This window comes from Skermanella mucosa (genome assembly GCF_016765655.2).
In the GTDB taxonomy this organism is placed as follows: Bacteria; Pseudomonadota; Alphaproteobacteria; order Azospirillales; family Azospirillaceae; genus Skermanella; species Skermanella mucosa.
In genome coordinates this window covers 4,180,363-4,196,435 of sequence record NZ_CP086106.1, presented here as the reverse complement: position 1 = coordinate 4,196,435, position 16,073 = coordinate 4,180,363, and the positions used below count along the sequence as shown (strand labels likewise).

At 69.0% G+C, this 16,073-nt stretch carries 13 protein-coding genes; 4 read left to right on the top strand and 9 right to left on the bottom strand.

Annotated elements, in window-relative coordinates:
* Positions 1-2: 2 nt before the first annotated feature.
* The 3 genes from JL100_RS19470 to JL100_RS19460 all read right to left on the bottom strand — a co-directional run bounded on the left by JL100_RS19470 (position 3) and on the right by JL100_RS19460 (position 3,079).
* Entirely contained in the window at positions 3-494 is a 492-nt protein-coding gene (locus JL100_RS19470) for a hypothetical protein (protein WP_202679272.1), read from the bottom strand.
* A 90-nt stretch (positions 495-584) separates the two neighbouring features.
* Complete coding sequence (locus JL100_RS19465) at positions 585-1,457, bottom strand: hypothetical protein (protein WP_202679271.1); 873 nt, start codon at positions 1,455-1,457, stop codon at positions 585-587.
* 56 nt (positions 1,458-1,513) lie between these two features.
* A complete protein-coding gene (locus JL100_RS19460; protein WP_202679270.1) occupies positions 1,514-3,079 on the bottom strand; it encodes a phospholipase D-like domain-containing protein in 1,566 nt (521 codons plus the stop codon).
* A 211-nt stretch (positions 3,080-3,290) separates the two neighbouring features.
* Here JL100_RS19460 and JL100_RS19455 point away from each other — a divergent pair, with 211 nt between their 5' ends.
* Positions 3,291-3,809 carry a PAS domain-containing protein gene (locus JL100_RS19455; RefSeq protein WP_202679269.1) on the top strand — a complete coding sequence of 173 codons (519 nt, stop codon included), beginning with the start codon at positions 3,291-3,293 and terminating at the stop codon, positions 3,807-3,809.
* Positions 3,810-3,836: 27 nt separating this feature from the next.
* On the opposite strand, the gene JL100_RS19450 is transcribed toward JL100_RS19455, so the two are convergent.
* From JL100_RS19450 to JL100_RS19425, 6 genes are all read right to left on the bottom strand, one after another.
* Positions 3,837-4,685: a class I SAM-dependent methyltransferase gene (locus JL100_RS19450; RefSeq protein ID WP_228420796.1), complete on the bottom strand. Its 849-nt coding sequence runs from the start codon at positions 4,683-4,685 to the stop codon at positions 3,837-3,839.
* 59 nt (positions 4,686-4,744) lie between these two features.
* Positions 4,745-5,074, bottom strand: coding sequence for a hypothetical protein (locus tag JL100_RS19445; RefSeq protein WP_202679268.1), 330 nt, complete (start codon positions 5,072-5,074; stop codon positions 4,745-4,747).
* Between the two features lie 131 nt (positions 5,075-5,205).
* The gene (locus JL100_RS19440; protein WP_202679267.1) at positions 5,206-5,538 is read right to left on the bottom strand and encodes a hypothetical protein; all 333 of its coding nucleotides are present in this window, start codon (positions 5,536-5,538) and stop codon (positions 5,206-5,208) included.
* A 67-nt stretch (positions 5,539-5,605) separates the two neighbouring features.
* Complete coding sequence (locus JL100_RS19435) at positions 5,606-5,830, bottom strand: hypothetical protein (RefSeq protein ID WP_202679266.1); 225 nt, start codon at positions 5,828-5,830, stop codon at positions 5,606-5,608.
* A 92-nt stretch (positions 5,831-5,922) separates the two neighbouring features.
* Positions 5,923-6,678 carry an ABC transporter permease gene (locus tag JL100_RS19430; protein ID WP_202679265.1) on the bottom strand — a complete coding sequence of 252 codons (756 nt, stop codon included), beginning with the start codon at positions 6,676-6,678 and terminating at the stop codon, positions 5,923-5,925.
* The gene (locus JL100_RS19425) at positions 6,678-7,664 is read right to left on the bottom strand and encodes an ABC transporter substrate-binding protein (RefSeq protein ID WP_202679264.1); all 987 of its coding nucleotides are present in this window, start codon (positions 7,662-7,664) and stop codon (positions 6,678-6,680) included. Before JL100_RS19425 ends, JL100_RS19430 begins: the two co-directional genes overlap by 1 nt.
* Positions 7,665-8,003: 339 nt before the next feature.
* On the opposite strand from JL100_RS19425, the gene JL100_RS19420 reads away from it, so the two are divergent.
* From JL100_RS19420 to JL100_RS19410, 3 genes are all read left to right on the top strand, one after another.
* On the top strand, positions 8,004-10,157 hold the full coding sequence (locus JL100_RS19420; protein WP_202679263.1) for a putative bifunctional diguanylate cyclase/phosphodiesterase: 2,154 nt from the start codon (positions 8,004-8,006) through the stop codon (positions 10,155-10,157).
* 103 nt (positions 10,158-10,260) lie between these two features.
* On the top strand, positions 10,261-14,580 hold the full coding sequence (locus tag JL100_RS19415) for a PAS domain S-box protein (protein ID WP_202679262.1): 4,320 nt from the start codon (positions 10,261-10,263) through the stop codon (positions 14,578-14,580).
* Complete coding sequence (locus JL100_RS19410) at positions 14,570-15,952, top strand: pentapeptide repeat-containing protein (protein WP_202679261.1); 1,383 nt, start codon at positions 14,570-14,572, stop codon at positions 15,950-15,952. Before JL100_RS19415 ends, JL100_RS19410 begins: the two co-directional genes overlap by 11 nt.
* The last annotated feature ends 121 nt before the right edge of the window (positions 15,953-16,073 follow it).

The following is a 16,073-nucleotide window of genomic DNA, read 5'->3' as shown; positions in this document are numbered from 1 at the left end:
ACCTACTTCTGGTTGAGCGAGCACGGCACCTGCGGATTGTCGTGCATCCGGAAGCGTCCGTAGAGCGGGTCGTCGGTCGTCACGCACAGGGTGAACCCGCCGGGCGGCACGGCGCGCGTCGGCACGAGCGTGATGACGAAGCCCGAGAAAAGCAGGTCCGGTTTTCCGACGGCGGCCACCACGTCGGGCCGTTCCACCCGGCGGGCCGCGATCCCCCGGATGTCCAGGTCGCTGTGGATCCTGACCGATCCCGGAAGCCCGGCGCCCGACGCCGGGAAGGCCGATGACAGCAGGCCCCAGCCTTCCATCACGATCTCCGGGCCGATCTCGATCCGGTCGATGTGCCCCGCGATGGTCAGGTCGGCCACGGGGCCGGGGGGCTCGGCCAGGACGATGGCCGGCGGAGCCTCGGCCCGGGCCGACGCTCCCGGCAGGCCACCGAACGGGACGAGAAGGGCGGCGACCGCCAGGAAGCGAAACCGGTAACGCGTCATTGTCTGGAGCCATGCCGCCGCTGAGGTGTGACGACATGACAGCCGGAAACCGATGAAGGCGGGGTAAACGCCGCTACCGGCTCTGTTCCGTCAGTAGCGGTCCCAGCCGGCCGGGGCTCCCGCCATGCCGCCGAGCGACCCGGCCAGGGCGCCGAGCACCAATGCCAGGAACGACCACAGCGCCGCCGAGGAGACCGTGTCGGCCGTCGCCTGCGCCGCCTGGGTGGCCTGCTCCGCCGTCTCGGCATATTGCTGGCGCAGGTTGTCGATGGTCTGCCGCGCCTGCTCCTGGGGAATGCCGGCCTGTTCGGCAAGGCGGGTCGCGGCGGACTGCAGCTCCTCCTGGGACACGTCGCCGCGGGCGATCCGGCTCACGGTGTCGAGCGCCCCTTGCGGCAGCGATCCACCCTCCGGGGCGAGCAGGGCCCGGGCCTGTTCCTGGATGCCCTGGGTCGTGCCGGGATCGGTCTGGCCCGCCGCTTGTCCTGCCGCCTGGCCCGCTTCCTGAGTCGCGGTCGAGAGCGCGTCGCCGACGACCGAGAAGGTGCCGCCGATCAGGCTGCCCACCGCGCTGGTCAGCAGCCAGAACAGCAGAAGCGTCGCGATGCCCCAGGTGATCAGGCCGTGCAGCGCGCCGTCGATCCGGTTCGGCATGCCGGCCATCCGGCCGGCCACCCAGCCGCCCGCCGCCAGCGAGATCAGGGCGGTGACGATCCACCACAGCGTCGCCGCGATCCCCAGGGTGCTGGCCTGCGGAGAGTCCGCCTGCGCCGGGTCGATGGTGGTCAGTCCGATGCCGATGCCGAGTATGGCCAGCACGAGGTTGAGCGCGAGCGCCACCACCACGCCGGCGAACACCGCCGACCAGGCGATCCGGCGGTGCTCGATTATCTCCGCCCCGGCGAGGGGGGCGGCCGATCCGCCCCACGTCCCGTAGCTGTCCTGGTAACGCCTGCCTTGCATAGTCTTCGATCCTTCCCAAACATTCTGTTTTCCGCCGGCGTGTCGTGGGCCGCCGTTCAGCGATCCTTGCCGCGCCGGGCCTTGAAGCGCCTGGCGTAGAGGCGGCTGCCGGCGATGGCGGCGATGCCCAGCCCGGCCACGGCGCCCAGCGCCGCGAGGTTCGGCCGGGTGGCATATCTCTTGATGGCGTGGGTCAGGGTCCGCTCGACCTGCTTCGGGCGCTCGGGGTCGAGCAGCCGGGCTTCGACCACCTGCTCCTGGACCTCGTTCAGTTCCTCGGTCTTCAGCGGGACCAGCGTACGCCCCTGCTCGGTGCGCAGCCCGTCGATCACCTGGATCAGGGACTGCCCGGCGGCCAGCCGTTCCTCCACGGTCGCGATCGGCACGTCCAGATGTTCCGCGACCAGGTCGTTGCGGAAGTTGACGACCGTCTTGCGGATCCGGTCGGCGGCATCGTCCCCCTCGACCGCCTCGATCGCGAGGTCGCATTCGGTGTCGAAGCCCATGGATCGGTTGTTGAGGTTGGACGAGCCGACCCGCAGCAGCCGGTCGTCGACCGCCACCACCTTGGCGTGGACATAGATGTCCGTGCCGGCCGCGTTGACCGGGTAGTAGATCCGGAAGCGGTCATGCCGGTCCTCGTCGCGGATCTGGCGCACCATCATGGACCGCGCGGTGTCCATGGCGGACTGCTCCAGCCAGCCGTCCGCCGTCATCGGGTTGACGATGACGATCTCCGGGCCGTCCGGCTCGCGCAGCCGCTTGATGATGGCGTCGCGGATCACGTGCGAGGCCATGTACTGGCTTTCCATATAGACCGTGCGCTTCGCGGCCATCAGCGCCGCGAGGTAGAGCCGCTCGATCTCGCGGACCTCGTCGTACTTCCCGTAGCGCGGCGAGGTGCGCGCGATCGAGATCGGGATGTCCCGCAGGGTCACCTTCAGCCGATCCGGCCAGGGATCGAGCTCGCCGGGCGGCGGCGGCGGAAGCCGGGCGCCGGTGGCGCGGAACCAGCGGTCCCGGGCGAGCTCGCCCAGGGCACGGGCCGCCTCGCCGTCCACCGCCGTCGTCACGTCGTGGAACGGGCCATAGGGCGATCCGTCGGGCAGCTTGCGGTGCTCGTCGTCCGGAGCGTGGTCGCGGGTATCCCAGCGCGAATCGGTCATGTCGATGCCGCCGCAGAACGCCAGCGCGTCGTCGATCACGATGATCTTCTGGTGGTGGGCGGCCCCCGACGGATGCTGGGCATCCAGGCGGAAATGGATGCGCCGCTGGGTCATCAGGTCGAGCGCCAGGATCGGCAGGACTTGGCGGCTGAGCGTGAACAGCAGCGCCATGTCCCACTTGAGGATATAGGCCTGCAATCCCGGCCGGCTGTTCACCGTGTGCTTCAGGAAGGCGCCCAACTCGTCCGGCTCCTCCGCGTCGGGGTTGCCCTGGTCGAGCTTGAGCCGGAGGTCGAAGTCCCAGCCGATCATGTAGATCGAGTGCCGGGCGCTGCCGATCGCGGATTTCGCCGCCGCGAAATAATCGCAGGCATCAATGATCAGGGCGAGGCGGTTGGCCTGCTCGGTGCGCCAACAGGTTCGGCCTGGAACAAGAATCGGTTTCGTATCTGACATGGCTGGACTTTGGTCTTGTTTTCGGCCGGAACGGTGAGCGGTGCTCGTTAAACTCCCGAACCGCTTTCTCGTTCCTTTTCCATCGTTGAGCGGCGAACGTAGTCCTTCAGGATCGAGCGTTTGTGGCGCGCCCGCCATAGGGAGCATCGGAGTTTAGATACAATTAATGATGATCTGGACATTAAGGAACAGGGCCGGTAGGGTAGTGTCCATGAGCCCTTTTGCAGCCATCGAGCAGGGCCGCCAGGACGGTGTCATCTTGTCCGGGTGGCAGTTTCCCAGGCAGGCCAACGTCAGCCTGAAACGTCTCCACGGGTACTGGCTATCGCGGTGCCCGCCCGGCATGGCGCTGCCCCGGCGGCGCGATATCGATCCCGCCGACTTTCCGGCGCCTCTGCAGAACGTCCTTCTGCTCAACGTGCATGACGACGAACCGTGGTTCACCCACCGCGTGGCCGGCGCGAAGCTGTCCTGGCTGCTGCGCCGTCCCATGACCGGGCAGCCTTTGGGAGCCGGCCTTTCCGAGAATCAGCGGCTTTCCGCCTTCGCCCGGGCGAGGGAGGTCGCACTGACGCAGGAACCGCGATACCGCTCCGGCGATCTGGGCTGGTGCGGCCGGGACTATCTGAATTTCGAGGAGCTTCTGCTGCCCTTGGCCGGGCCGGACGGCTCCACGGCCATGATCCTCGGCATCCTGATGGTGCTCGATCCCCACGGCCGGGAGTGCTGACGGCGCGGAGACGGCCGAATCGGGCCTTCAAACCCTTTCCGCGGAAACGATCATCGCATGCAGGTGGAGCGCGCAGACGCCCTCGACCGCCAGCGTGGCGAAACGCGCGGTGACCGCCGAATCCAGACGTTCCCGGATTTCCGCCGGCGCCGCCGCGATCCGCGGCGCGAAGGCCATGTCCAGCGAGGCGCGCCAGAACGGCTTTTCCAGGGGAACCCGCGCGGTCGGCCGAAGCGACTGCTCCGATATGTTGCGCAGGCCGCTGTCTTCCATCAGCCGGGCCAGGACTCCGGGCTGGTCGTACCGGAACAGGGGCGCAAGGGCGTCGTGCGGGTCCGGCCCCAGGATCTCGGTCACCGCCTGGTCCAGTTCACGGAAAAGGGTATTGTCCGCCAGCGGTCCCCAGACCATGAAGGCCGCCTTGCCGTGCGGACGCAGCACCCGCACCGTTTCGGCCAGGCAGGCTCGCGTGTCGGGTACGAACATGATGCCGAACCGGCAGGTCACCCGGTCGAACTGCCCGTCCGCGAACGGCAGGGCCGTCATGTCGCCGACCGCGAATCGGGGCGGAGGGCCGTCGAAGGCGGATGCGCGCCGGACTGCACCGGCCAGCATCGCCTCGACCAGATCCACGCCATGCACGCTGCCGCCGGGACCCACGCGCTTCGCGGCACTCAATGCCGGCTCCCCGGCCCCGGACGCGAGATCGAGCACGGCCTCGCCCGGCATCACGCCGCAGGCGTCGAGGAGCGGCAGGTTGAGCCGGTCGGCCATGTCCGCCATCGGGTCCGACCAGCGGTCCCAGGCCGGTCCGCTGGCCGTCCAGCGCGCGCGTTCGAGGGCTGCGTCCGGCAGGACTTGGTGCTGTGTGGTCACGTTTCATACCGACGGTTGGGAAGGGGATGACGGTCGGCAGGATAACGCTTAAGAACGGTTCAATGCAGCACCCGGTCGTCATCGTCGATCATCATGCCGTCGTCATCGGCGGCGGCGTCGACGCGGGCCGACAGTTCGGCGAGACGGTTGCTCAGCCGGCGGTTCGCGCGGACCAGTGACTGTATCTGCGCCTGGGCTTCCCTCAGTTCTTTCTGGACGGTGGCCATGTTCTCGGCCACCTTGCGCAGGGACTTGGCCTGACGGGTCGAAGCGTTGGAGATGCCGCGTCTCAGGTGGCCGCGCAGGTCATGCACGGCGATGCCGATGACGACCACAAAGACCGCCCCCGCCGCGGCGACGGCGATGCCGAGAGTGACGAGCCAATCCATGAGCTGCCTCCCGCCCGGTTGCGCTCCACGCGGCAGTGTATCAGCTTCGGTCCGGCGCGTCGCGGGCCGCGAAGATCCCGCGATGGTTTCCGCGGGCCGGCTCCCGGCCCGCGGTGGCCTGCGATACGCCGTCAGATCACCTTCGTGAGCGGTCGGGCCGGTGCCGACGCGGAGGCGAAGTCCGCCAGATGGGTGCCGAAGGCGCGCAGGACGGGAGCGAAGCGCTGCATCAGCTCGTCCGTCACGTGGGCGTCGGTCTTCAGGATGATGCCGGGCGCTTGCGACATCAGCTTCTGGGACCGCATCGGGCCGATCTTCTCGTCCAGGAACATCGCCAGTCCCATGATGACGCCAAGGCTGGTCTCGTCAGGTTTGGCGGAATCGGCGAGAACCGTGTGCAATTCCTCGAGCAGGGCATAGGTCACGATCGAAGTCCGTTCGATCACGTCGTCTTGCTGCACCATGGGGCTGACCCTCGGGGGAGTAATACTGTTCAAGGACCGACGTTAACTATCCTCTGTAACCAAACTGTTAATTTCCTGCCGAAGCGACGTGCGCATTGGTATGGGGTTTGGGCAGGCACCGGACGTCGGTCAGCCGCCATCCGCCGTTCTCGGCGATCCAGTCGCGCAGGCGGACGGCGCCACCCAGGTGGCAGCCGGTGGCGTTGGTGATCTGGGGCAGGGGAAGCTCTTGCCGTCGGCACTCCGCCGGTTGGCCCGTCAGGCAGGCGACGACCAGAAGGACATAAGGCATGTAACGTCGGATCCCGCGTTTTGGTTCCAGAAAAAGTTTTGTGGTTAAATTAGTTTAACCAGAGAACCGCAGGCGACGGCAACAAAAATGCGTCAGCGGCGCCACCGCGAAGCCCTGGTTTCCAGGGGCTGCAGCAAGGCGAACTCGATGAACTGGACGACGATGATGAATGCCGCGGTATAGGCAAGGATGCCGGTGACGTCGAACAGCTGGAAGAGCACCTGCAGCTGGAAGCCCATGCCGTTGCTCCGGCCCAGCAGCTCGACGACCAGGACGATCTTCCAGATCAGGGCGAGGCCCGAACGCGCCGCCGCCAGCAGGAACGGGTATAGCTGTGGCAGGACGACGTGACGCAGGGTCTTGGCCGGCCCGAGTCGATAGGCCTCGGCCATTTCCATATAATCACGGTCCAGCGCGCGGGCGCCCTCGCGCAGGGTCACGACCACGTTGGGGATCTTGTTGACCGCGACCGCCGCGATCGCCGCCGACTCCGTCAGGCCGAACCAGACATAGGCCAGGATGATCGTAACCAGCGCCGGGATGTTGAGGAAGAGCACCAGCCAGCCGTCCAGCAGGCGGTCGAGCAGGCGGAACCGGCCCATCGCGATCCCCAGTGCGGTGCCGACCGCCATCGCGATGACGAAGCTCGCGCAGACCCGCCCCAGCGTTATGGCGAGGTCGAGCAGCAGTCCGCCCCGCACGACCTCGTCCATCAGGCGCGCCGCGACGGCCGCCGGGCCGGGCAGCAGGCGGCTGCCCGCCGCAACCGACGCCGCCTGCCACAGCGCCACAAGGACAAGGAGCGACAGGATGTGGGCCGGCAGGCGGCCCACCTTCGACAAGGTCATCAGAAGTCGAATCCGGTCCAGAAAGTGCCGGGGGCCAGCCGCGGGGAGTCGCCGACAAGGTCGCGGCCCCCCAGCTTCGCCAGGATCTCGAAGACGCGGGCCGCGTCCTCCCGCTCGGCGTCGCTCCAGGCGGTCGGGATGCCGTCGCGGTAGCCGTCGCGGAGGGCAAGCAGCGTCGCATCGTCCTCGGCCTTGGTCAGGGGGGCCAGGCGGAGCCACTCCGCATCGCTCTCGCGAAGGATCGTCTTGGCCTTCAGGGAAGCGCGGAGGAAGTCCCTGACGGCTTGGGGATCGGCCTCCGCCCAGGCGTCGTGGAAGACGTAGCCGATGATCGGCACGTCGGTCCGGATGCCCAGGTCGCGGGCGATCTCCTCGACCGCGATGACCCGGCGCAGGCCCGCCGCCTTCAGCCGGGCCGCGAAGTTCCAATAGTTGAGGACGGCCTCGACCCCGCCGCCGCGGACCTGCTCGTTGAGCAGCGGCGGCGCCCCGAACACCTTCTCGCTGTCCTTGTCCGGATCGAAGCCGTGCTGCTGGATGGTCAGCGCGCGCAGCATCAGCCATCCCTTGTCCAGCGGTCCGCCGGCCACCCCGATCCGGCGGCCTTTCAGGTCGGCCAGCGATCGGATGGGAGAGTCGGCCGGGGCCATGACCGATCCGGCCGCCGTGGAATACGGGGCGAAGGTGAAGTCGGCGCCTTCCGCGCGCTGCCGGGAAACCCACAGCCAATCCGACACGATCATGTCGACCGCGCCGCCCTGGAGCGCCACCTGCGTCGCCTGGTTGCTGGCCAGTTCGACCACTTGGAGGTCTATGCCTTCGGCCGCGTCGAGCCCGTGATGTTTGATGGTGTCCAGTTCCCAGCTCACCGTGCCGAACTTCAGAACGCCCACGCGGACGGCCCGGGCCTCGGCTCCCTGGGCCTGGAACTGGGCGGAGAAAAGCAGGCACGCCGCCACTGCGAGGCTGGTGACGAGGTGTCGCATGGACGGTTTCCTCCCGATTTTTCGATGTCGGCCGATTTTTCGATGTCGGCCGGTTCTACGGGTCCGGCCGTGACCCGCCTTTCATGGCGGCGGTGGGAGGATAGCGGCATTCCCCGCGCGGCGGTACGCGTCTTCGGTTGTACTTTGGGATGATGCCGCTGCAACGCGCCGGTGCAGCGGGTTCGCGCCGGAAGACTCTCGGAGGGGGTGTTATTCCATTAGTAATAAATATTTAAATAATCTATGTCCATTGTCCCGAAATTTTCGCGTGCAGCGCGGTAAGCGAACATCCCGGATCGAAACCGCCTGCGGAGTGGAGTGATGGCCGAAGGTCAATCAGTGGATCTCTTCGGAACCTTCGTCGCCGCAGCGGGAGATGGCTTTCTCGCTTCCCTGGCATCCAGCATCCTGGACGATGCCCCGCTGTGCATCGGCTATTTCGATGCCGAGGGGGGCTGCCGCTTCGCCAACGGACTGTTCCGCGGCACGTTCGGGATGATCGCGGACGCAGTCGCCGGCGCCCGGTTCCGCGACATCCTGGAGGCAGCCGGCCGAAGCGACGGGGATGTCTCCCCCGAGGAGCTGGGGCGCCGCGCGTCCGCCGGCGAGACGGTGGTGTTCGGCTTCGCCGCGGTCCCCGAGCCGGGCCGGCGGGTAGACCTGCGCGGATGCCTCGTTCCGCACCGCGACCCGGCCGGGATCGCCGTAGGCTTCCTGGCGCTGCTGGAGGACATGACCGAGCGGCAGCGCACCCTCGAGAACCTGCTGCGCCGGGAGCAGTTCGCGACGTCGCTGCTCGACGCGGCGGTCGACGGCATCATGACGATCGACGCCCGCGGGATCATCCAGTCGGTCAACCACGCCTGCTGCCGCATGTTCGGCTACGACGAGGTCGAACTGCTCGGCGAGCCGGTCGCCCTGCTGATGCCGCCGACGCACGAGCACCGCCATGCCGGGTACATCGACAGCTATCTCGCGTCGGGCCGCGCCAAGATCATCGGGACCGGCCGCGAGGTCCTGGCCAAGCGCAAGGACGGCTCCGTCTTCCCGGTCCATCTCAGCGTCGGCGAGATGCGCTTCAACGACGAGGTCACCTTCATCGGCATCGCCCGTGACGTCTCCGACCGCCACGCGGCCGAGGAGCGGGCGCGCTTCCTGACCAACCACGATCCGCTGACCGGCCTGCTGTCGCGCCGCGCCTTCCTGGAGGAGTGCGACCGCCAGATGGCATCGCGGCTGTCCCAGGGCGGACGGACCCAAGTGGTGTTCAGCTTCGACGTGGACCAGTTCCGGGAGATCAACGAAGGCCTCGGCTACCATGTCGGCGACGGCGTCCTGAAGGCGATCGTCGGCCGGTTCGGGGAGATCCTCCCCAAGGGATCGATCCTGTGCCGCGTCGGCGCCGACGAGTTCGCGGCGCTGGCCTGCTTCGCGGACCGAACGGCGGCGGAAGATGTCGCCAACCATGTCCACGCCCGCCTGCTCAGCCCGATCTACGTGGACCGCCAGATGGTCCTGGTGCGCATGAGCATCGGCGCCGCGATCCATGACGCGAGCATCAAGCGGGTCGAGGAACTGCTGACCAAGGCGGAGCTGGCGCTCCAGACGGTGCAGCACGAGGGCGGCAACGCGGTCTGCTTCTACACGCCGGAAATGGCCCAGGCCGCGAGCCGCCGCACCCTGCTGACCATGCACCTCGCCCACGCCGTCCAGCGCGACGAGCTGAGGGTGGTCTACCAGCCCATCATCGAGGCGAAGACCGGCAGGGTCGCCGGCGCGGAGGCGCTGCTTCGCTGGTCCCACACCAGCCTTGGCGCGGTGTCGCCGGCGGAGTTCATCCCGATCGCCGAGGACAGCGGCCTGATCGTCTCGATCACGGACTGGGTCTTGGAGGCCGTCGCCGACCAGGTCGCCCGCTGGCATGACGAGGGGCTTGTCTGCGGACGGGTCTTCATGAACGTGTCCGGCCAGCAGTTCCTGCGCGGGCGTCTGACCACGCGGCTGGCGGAACTGATGACGGAGAAGCCGCACCTGGCCGGGCTGATCGGGATCGAGATCACCGAGCAGGCCGCGGTGCGCGACCTGAAGGCGACGGTGCAGGCGATCTCCGCCCTGGCGTCGATCAGCGTGGAGACGGCGATCGACGATTTCGGGACCGGCTATTCCTCGCTCAGCTATGTCCAGCAACTGCCCATCACCAAGCTGAAGATCGACCGGATGTTCGTGGACGGGGTGCCGCACAACCTCAAGAATGCGGCGCTCGTCCGCGCCGTGGTCGGCATGGCCCACGGCCTCGGGCTGACGGTGGTCGCGGAAGGGGTGGAGACGGCGGCCCAGAGGGATTTCCTGACCGACGTCGGATGCGACCTGCTGCAGGGGTACCTGTTCTCCCAGCCGGTCCCGCCGATGGCGCTGAGCCTGCTGCTTCGCAGCCAGCCGGAAACCTGGCGTCCCGCACGCCTTCTGGCGGTGAAGGAACTGGCCGCGCGGTGAGCGCGACCAAATGGTATCCTAAAGCCTATATACCACTTTATAGTGGATTAACGGCGCCGGCTGAAGGAGAGTGCTGCTTCATTTCGCGTGAATCAGCCGGAACATGTTCGCCCGTTGTCCTCCCCATGATCTGCGCACCATCCTGGATCTGGTCGGTTCACCGGCGTTCGTGATCGATGCGTCCGCGGGGGCCGCGGTGCTGGCGGTGAACGCCCGGCTGGAAGCCGCCTTGGGACGGTTCGATCCGGCGTGCCTCTCCGCCCTGGTCGGCCGGGCCGCGGACGACTGCTCGGGCACGGGGCGGCCGGTCGAGATCGATGTCGACGTGTCGCTCGATCCCAAGCCCGAAAGCTGGCACCTCGTCCTGGTCCCGATCCCGCTGGACGGCGCCGTGGTCCGGATCATGGTCACCGTCACGGCGCGGTCTCCCGCGTCATCCTGGACCCATCTGGATTCCCGGACCCAGGCCATCATCGAGGAACAGGCCGGTCTGGTCGCCCGCTACCGCCCCGACACGACCCTCACCTTCGTCAATGCCGCCTACGCCCGCCGCTTCGGGGCGAGCCCCGACGACCTGATCGGGCGCCGGATCACCGATCTGGTCCCGCCGCAGGAGGTCGGGAGGATCAGGGCGTGCCTGGCCGACCTCACTCCCGACCGGCCGGTGGCGCGGCACGAGCGGCCGGCGACGCTGCCGGACGGGACGGTGCGCTGGCTGCTGTGGAGCGACCGCGTCTTCCACGACGGCGAGGGCAGGCCGGTCGAATACCAGTCGGTCGGATTCGACATCACGCGGCACAAGCAGGTCGAGCGCGAGCTGCAGGACAGCCGCGACTTCTTCCGGCTGGCGATCGAGGGCACGCGCGACGGGCTGTGGGACTGGGACCTGAGGACCGGGACGATCTGGCTGTCCCCGCGTCTGAAGGAGATCCTGGGCTTTGCCGACGACGAACTGCCCAACGACCTGGAAGCGCTCCAGCGGCTGGTGCTGCCGGAGGACCGCGAGCGCGCCCTTCACCGGATCCAGCGCCACTGGGATGACGGCAAGCCATATGAGCAGACCGTCCGGTTCATCCACCGGGACGGAACGATCCGGCACATCCTGGCGCGCGGGGGCAGCGTCCGCGACTCCGACGGCAAGCCGATCCGCATGGTGGGCGTCCATACCGACGTGACGCTGCTCGTGGAGAGCGGCCAGATGCTGCGGCTCGCCAAGGAGCAGGCCGAGCAGGCGAGCCGGGCGAAGTCCGAGTTCCTGGCCATGATGAGCCACGAGCTGCGCACGCCGCTGAACGCGATCATCGGCTTCGCCGAGATCCTGCGCGACGAGCTGTTCGGCCCGCTGGGCAACGAACGCTACGGCGACTATGTCCAGGACATCGTCGGCAGCGGCCGCCACCTGCTGTCGCTGATCAGCGACATCCTGGACCTGTCGAGGATCGACGCCGGCCAGCTCGCGCTGAGGGAGGCGACCATCGACTTGGCGCAGGTCGCCCGCGGCCAGATCCAGGTCGCCGCCGCCGCCGCCGAGGCCGGCGGGGTCACCGTGCTGTGCGATGCCGGGCAGCCCGGCCCGCTGATCCGCGCGGACGAGACCCGGATCCGGCAGATCGTCCAGAATCTCCTGTCCAACGCGGTCAAGTTCACGCCGGCCGGCGGGACGGTCCGGCTGGATGCCCGGGTGGGGCCGGACGAGTCGGTCATCCTGAGCGTCAGCGACACCGGGATCGGGATGCGGCTGGAGGACGTGCCCCGCGCCCTGGAGCCGTTCAGCCAGCTGGAGGCGTCCCTGACGCGCCGGCGGGAAGGCACCGGGCTCGGCCTGGCGATCGTCAAGCGGCTGGTGGAGCTTCACGACGGCGAGTTGCGGATCGAGACGGCGCCGGACGAGGGCAGCACGGTCACCGTAACCTTCCCCCGCGAGCGCAATGCAGGACTGCCGGAGAGCCGGATGCGCCGCCCCCCCGCCGGCGGCGAGCCGGTCGGCCTGGTCCCCTGGAGCGGCGCCCTGTTCGGCCGCTTCGAACTGCTGGACACGCTCCTTCAGGCGGTGCCGATGGCCGTGGCGGTGACGCGCGAGGACGGCATCTGCATAAAGGCCAACCATACCCTGTGCCGCATGTCGGGCTTCGAGATGGCCGAGCTCCTGGGGCGGCCGATCGAGACCCTGCTGGCCGGCGAGGCGGCGTCGGCGCAGCCCGGCCAGGCGCGGGGGCAAGGCGCCCCCCGCAAGCGGGCCCGCCTGCGCGAGCGCCAGCTGGTCACCCGGTTCGGCCGGACCCGCGGGGTCGAGGTGATCCGCGAGCCCTTCGTCGGCCTGGACGGGCACACCTACATACTGCTGCTGCTGAACGACGTCACCGAGCGGCGGCGCACCGCCAAGGCCCTGCGCGACAGCGAGGAGCGTTTCCGGCTGGCCGCCTCGGCGGCGGGCTGCGGCATCTGGGACGCCGATCTGGTGACGGGCGACCGTTGGTTCTCCCCGGCCTACCTCCACATGCTGGGCTATGCCGAGGACGAGCTGACGCTCAGCGACGCCGCCTGGCGGGAACGCATCCACCCCGACGACCGCACGCGGGTCGACGAGGCCCTGGCCCGGCACCTGACCGGCGGCAGCCCGTTCTACGAGGTCGCCTTCCGGATGCGGCACAAGTCGGGGCGCTGGATCTGGCTGGTCGCGCGGGGCGCCGCGTCCTTCGATGCCGGCGGCGAGGCCAGGCGGTTCGTCGGGACGATCTCCGACATAACGGTCGAAGTGGAAGCGCGCGAGGCGCTGGCCGAGAAGTCCGCCTTCCTGGAAACGGTGCTGGCCAACATCGGGCAGGGCATCGTCGTGTTCGACGCCGAGCGCCGCGTCAGGCTGGTCAACGACCGCTTCCTGGCGCTCCACGGATTTCCCCGCGACCTCGGCGCGCCCGGCACCCCGGTCGAGCGGCTGGTCCGGTGGCGGGTCGAGCAGTCCATGGCGCTGGCCGGGAGGTCCGACGCGGCCGTGCTGGACGCGCGGATCGCCGAGGACATGGTCTGGCTGGACAGGTGGCTGTCAGCCCCGCCGCCCGCGCGGATCGACATCGCGGGACACGGCGGGCGGATCCTCGACGTGTGGCGCCAGGACCTGCCGGACGGCGGCTTCGTCGCGACCCAGGCCGACGTCACGGCGCGCCGCCGGGCCGAGACCGCGCTGGCGCAGCGCGAGGATCAGCTCCGCACGATCCTGCGGGTCGCGCTGGTCGGCATCCTGACCGTCGGCGACGATGGCGTGCTGGAGGAGTTCAACCCGACGGCGGAGAGCATGTTCGGCTGGACCGCCGCGGAACTGCGGGGGCGCGACATCGGCATGCTGCTGGCGGAGGAGACCCTGTCCGGGGCCAGCGCCCTCGGCCTGCTGCAGCCCGATCCGGAAACCGGCGACCCGGGCGTCGGCACCGAGTTCCTGGCACGGCGGCGCGACGGCTCCGCCTTTCCCGCCCGGATCGCCATGGCCGCTTTCACGGCCGGCGGGCGCCGGCGCTATGTCGGCGTCGTCGCGGACATCTCGGCCAAGCGGACGGTGGAAGCCGAGCTGCGCGCCGCCCGGACGCGGCTGGACCAGCGGTTCGACGACTTCGTCCGCGTCTCGGTCGAGCTGGAGCAGGTGCGCCGCGAGGCCGACATGGCGCTGCTCCACGCCGAGCAGTCGAGCAAGGCCAAGTCGGAGTTCCTGGCCCAGATGAGCCACGAGCTCCGCACCCCGCTCAACGCGGTGATCGGTTTCTCCGAGATCATGAAGGGCCAGTATTTCGGGCCGCTCGGCTCGCCCAAGTACCAGGAATACGCCGAGGACATCGACCAGTGCGGCCGCCATCTGCTGTCGCTGATCAACGACATCCTCGACCTCTCCAAGGTGGAGGCGGGGCGCTACGTGCTGGAGGAGGAGCAACTCGACCTCTGCCGGATCGTCGACGCCTCGGTCCGGCTGCTGCGCGACCAGGCCGCCGGCAAGGGAGTGATGATCGCCCTTCGGCCCGAACCGGTGCCGGTGGTCATGGGCGACCAGCGGGCATTGAAGCAGGTGGTGGTCAACCTGCTGAGCAATGCGGTCAAGTTCACCCCGCGCGGCGGAATGGTCGAGATCGGCACCCTGGTGGACGCCTTCGGCGATGTCTGCATCACCGTCAAGGATACCGGCATCGGCATTCCCGAGGGCGAGATCCCCCGGGTCCTCGAGGCGTTCGGCCGGGCCAGCAACGTCCGCCAGTCGGGCGAGGAGGGTACCGGGCTGGGGCTCGCCATTGTCGGCTCGTTCCTCAGCCTGCACGGCGCCACGCTGGACATCGACAGCGTGGTCGGCATCGGCACGACCGTCACGGTGCGGCTACCGATCGAGCGGGTGCTCGGGACCCAGCGCCAACTCCAACCCTGGGACATCGTCGATGACCGCTAACACGCCCGAAACCTGGGTCCGGCTGGACCAGGCGCAGCTCGGCGTCGCCATCGCCCGGCACGCGCGGTTCCGGCGCGGCACCGCGAACGGGGCCCGCGCCAACCTGGCGTTCCACGACCTGTCCGGCCTCAGCCTCGCCGGCGCGGACCTGTCGGGGGCCGACCTGACCGGCGCGCTGCTGAAGGGGATCGACGGGCGCGGCATCAACCTGGGCGACGCCGTCCTGTACGGCGCCGACCTGCGGCTGGCCCAGCTCCAGAAGGCGGACCTCAGCCGCACCGACCTGCGCGGCTGCTGCCTGCGCGGCGCCGACCTGACCGGCGCCGTGCTGGAACTGGCCAATATCCGCGAAGGCTCGCTCGCCAAGCTCGACCAGGAGAACCGCATCTCGTTCGAGGCGTCGCCGGCCGAGCTGGTCGGCGCCACCTTCAAGGGAGCCGACCTGACCCGGGCGCGGATCGCCGGAACGCTCGCCATGCAGGCTGACATGACGGACGCCGTGATGGTCGGCGCCAAGCTCGCCCGCGTCGATTTCCGCAACGCGAACCTGACCGGCGTGGTGCTGGAGGGCGCCGAGCTGAGCGAGGTGAACCTGTCCGGCGCCACGCTCCACGGCGCCGTGCTGAAGGGCGCCAACTGGCGGAATTCCCGCATGCAGGGCGCCGACCTGATGGGGGCGGTGGTCGATGCGCAGATCCTCTCGGTCGCCGACGGGGCGAAGAACCTGCCCCGGCCGGCCGGGGAGTTCTCGATCTCGGACCTCCTGCGGGCCCATGGATCGTGGATCAGGACCCAGGGCCAGCAGGGAAAGCGGCTGGAGCTGACCGGGCTGAACCTGGCGGGGCTGGAGCTTCCCGGGGTCGATCTCGGCGGTGCCGTCATCACCAACTGCGCCATGGGGCGGGCCAATCTGGCCGGCGCCGTTCTCACCGTGGTCGACCTCACCATGTCGGACCTGCGCGACGCCAACCTTCAGAACTGCGACCTGCGCGCGGCGACCCTGCGCCGGACCTTCCTTGCCGACGCCGACCTGTCCGGCGCGGTCCTCGATTCCGTCCGCCTGAACGAGCGCGCCGGCAACCGGCTGTTGTCCGCCAACCTGGAGCGCGCCCGCCTGTGGAACGCCCGCCTGCGCGGCGCCTCGCTGCGCCGCGCCCGGATGGCCGGGGCTGAACTGACCCGGGCCGACCTGACCGGCGCCGACTTCGGCGAGGCGGACCTGCGCCACGCGGTCCTGACCGGGGCGACGCTTGACCAAGCGAAATTCGATGGCGCCGACCTGGCCGACTGCCGCGGGATCGAACGGCGGCACCTTGCCGGCGGCCCTGACACGGCCAATGGTCCTGAAACGAAAGAGGCAGGCGGGAAATAAGGCTATTTTCGGCGGAAAGTCAGCCGCTTTTGCGGCGCTCCTGCCACTTCCACCCTCGTCCGTGGGTTAGCTGGGGACAACGCAGTCCCCGGAACAGCCTATGCCGTACGGCATGGGACCG

Excerpts from the sequence above, each read along its gene's own strand:
- JL100_RS19470 (WP_202679272.1), bottom strand. The coding sequence starts at position 494 with ATGACGCGTTACCGGTTTCGCTTCCTGGCGGTCGCCGCCCTTCTCGTC.
- JL100_RS19465 (WP_202679271.1), bottom strand. The coding sequence starts at position 1,457 with ATGCAAGGCAGGCGTTACCAGGACAGCTACGGGACGTGGGGCGGATCG.
- JL100_RS19460 (WP_202679270.1), bottom strand. The coding sequence starts at position 3,079 with ATGTCAGATACGAAACCGATTCTTGTTCCAGGCCGAACCTGTTGGCGC.
- JL100_RS19455 (WP_202679269.1), top strand. The coding sequence starts at position 3,291 with ATGAGCCCTTTTGCAGCCATCGAGCAGGGCCGCCAGGACGGTGTCATC.
- JL100_RS19445 (WP_202679268.1), bottom strand. The coding sequence starts at position 5,074 with ATGGATTGGCTCGTCACTCTCGGCATCGCCGTCGCCGCGGCGGGGGCG.
- JL100_RS19440 (WP_202679267.1), bottom strand. The coding sequence starts at position 5,538 with ATGGTGCAGCAAGACGACGTGATCGAACGGACTTCGATCGTGACCTAT.
- JL100_RS19435 (WP_202679266.1), bottom strand. The coding sequence starts at position 5,830 with ATGCCTTATGTCCTTCTGGTCGTCGCCTGCCTGACGGGCCAACCGGCG.
- JL100_RS19430 (WP_202679265.1), bottom strand. The coding sequence starts at position 6,678 with ATGACCTTGTCGAAGGTGGGCCGCCTGCCGGCCCACATCCTGTCGCTC.
- JL100_RS19425 (WP_202679264.1), bottom strand. The coding sequence starts at position 7,664 with ATGCGACACCTCGTCACCAGCCTCGCAGTGGCGGCGTGCCTGCTTTTC.
- JL100_RS19415 (WP_202679262.1), top strand. The coding sequence starts at position 10,261 with ATGTTCGCCCGTTGTCCTCCCCATGATCTGCGCACCATCCTGGATCTG.
- JL100_RS19410 (WP_202679261.1), top strand. The coding sequence starts at position 14,570 with ATGACCGCTAACACGCCCGAAACCTGGGTCCGGCTGGACCAGGCGCAG.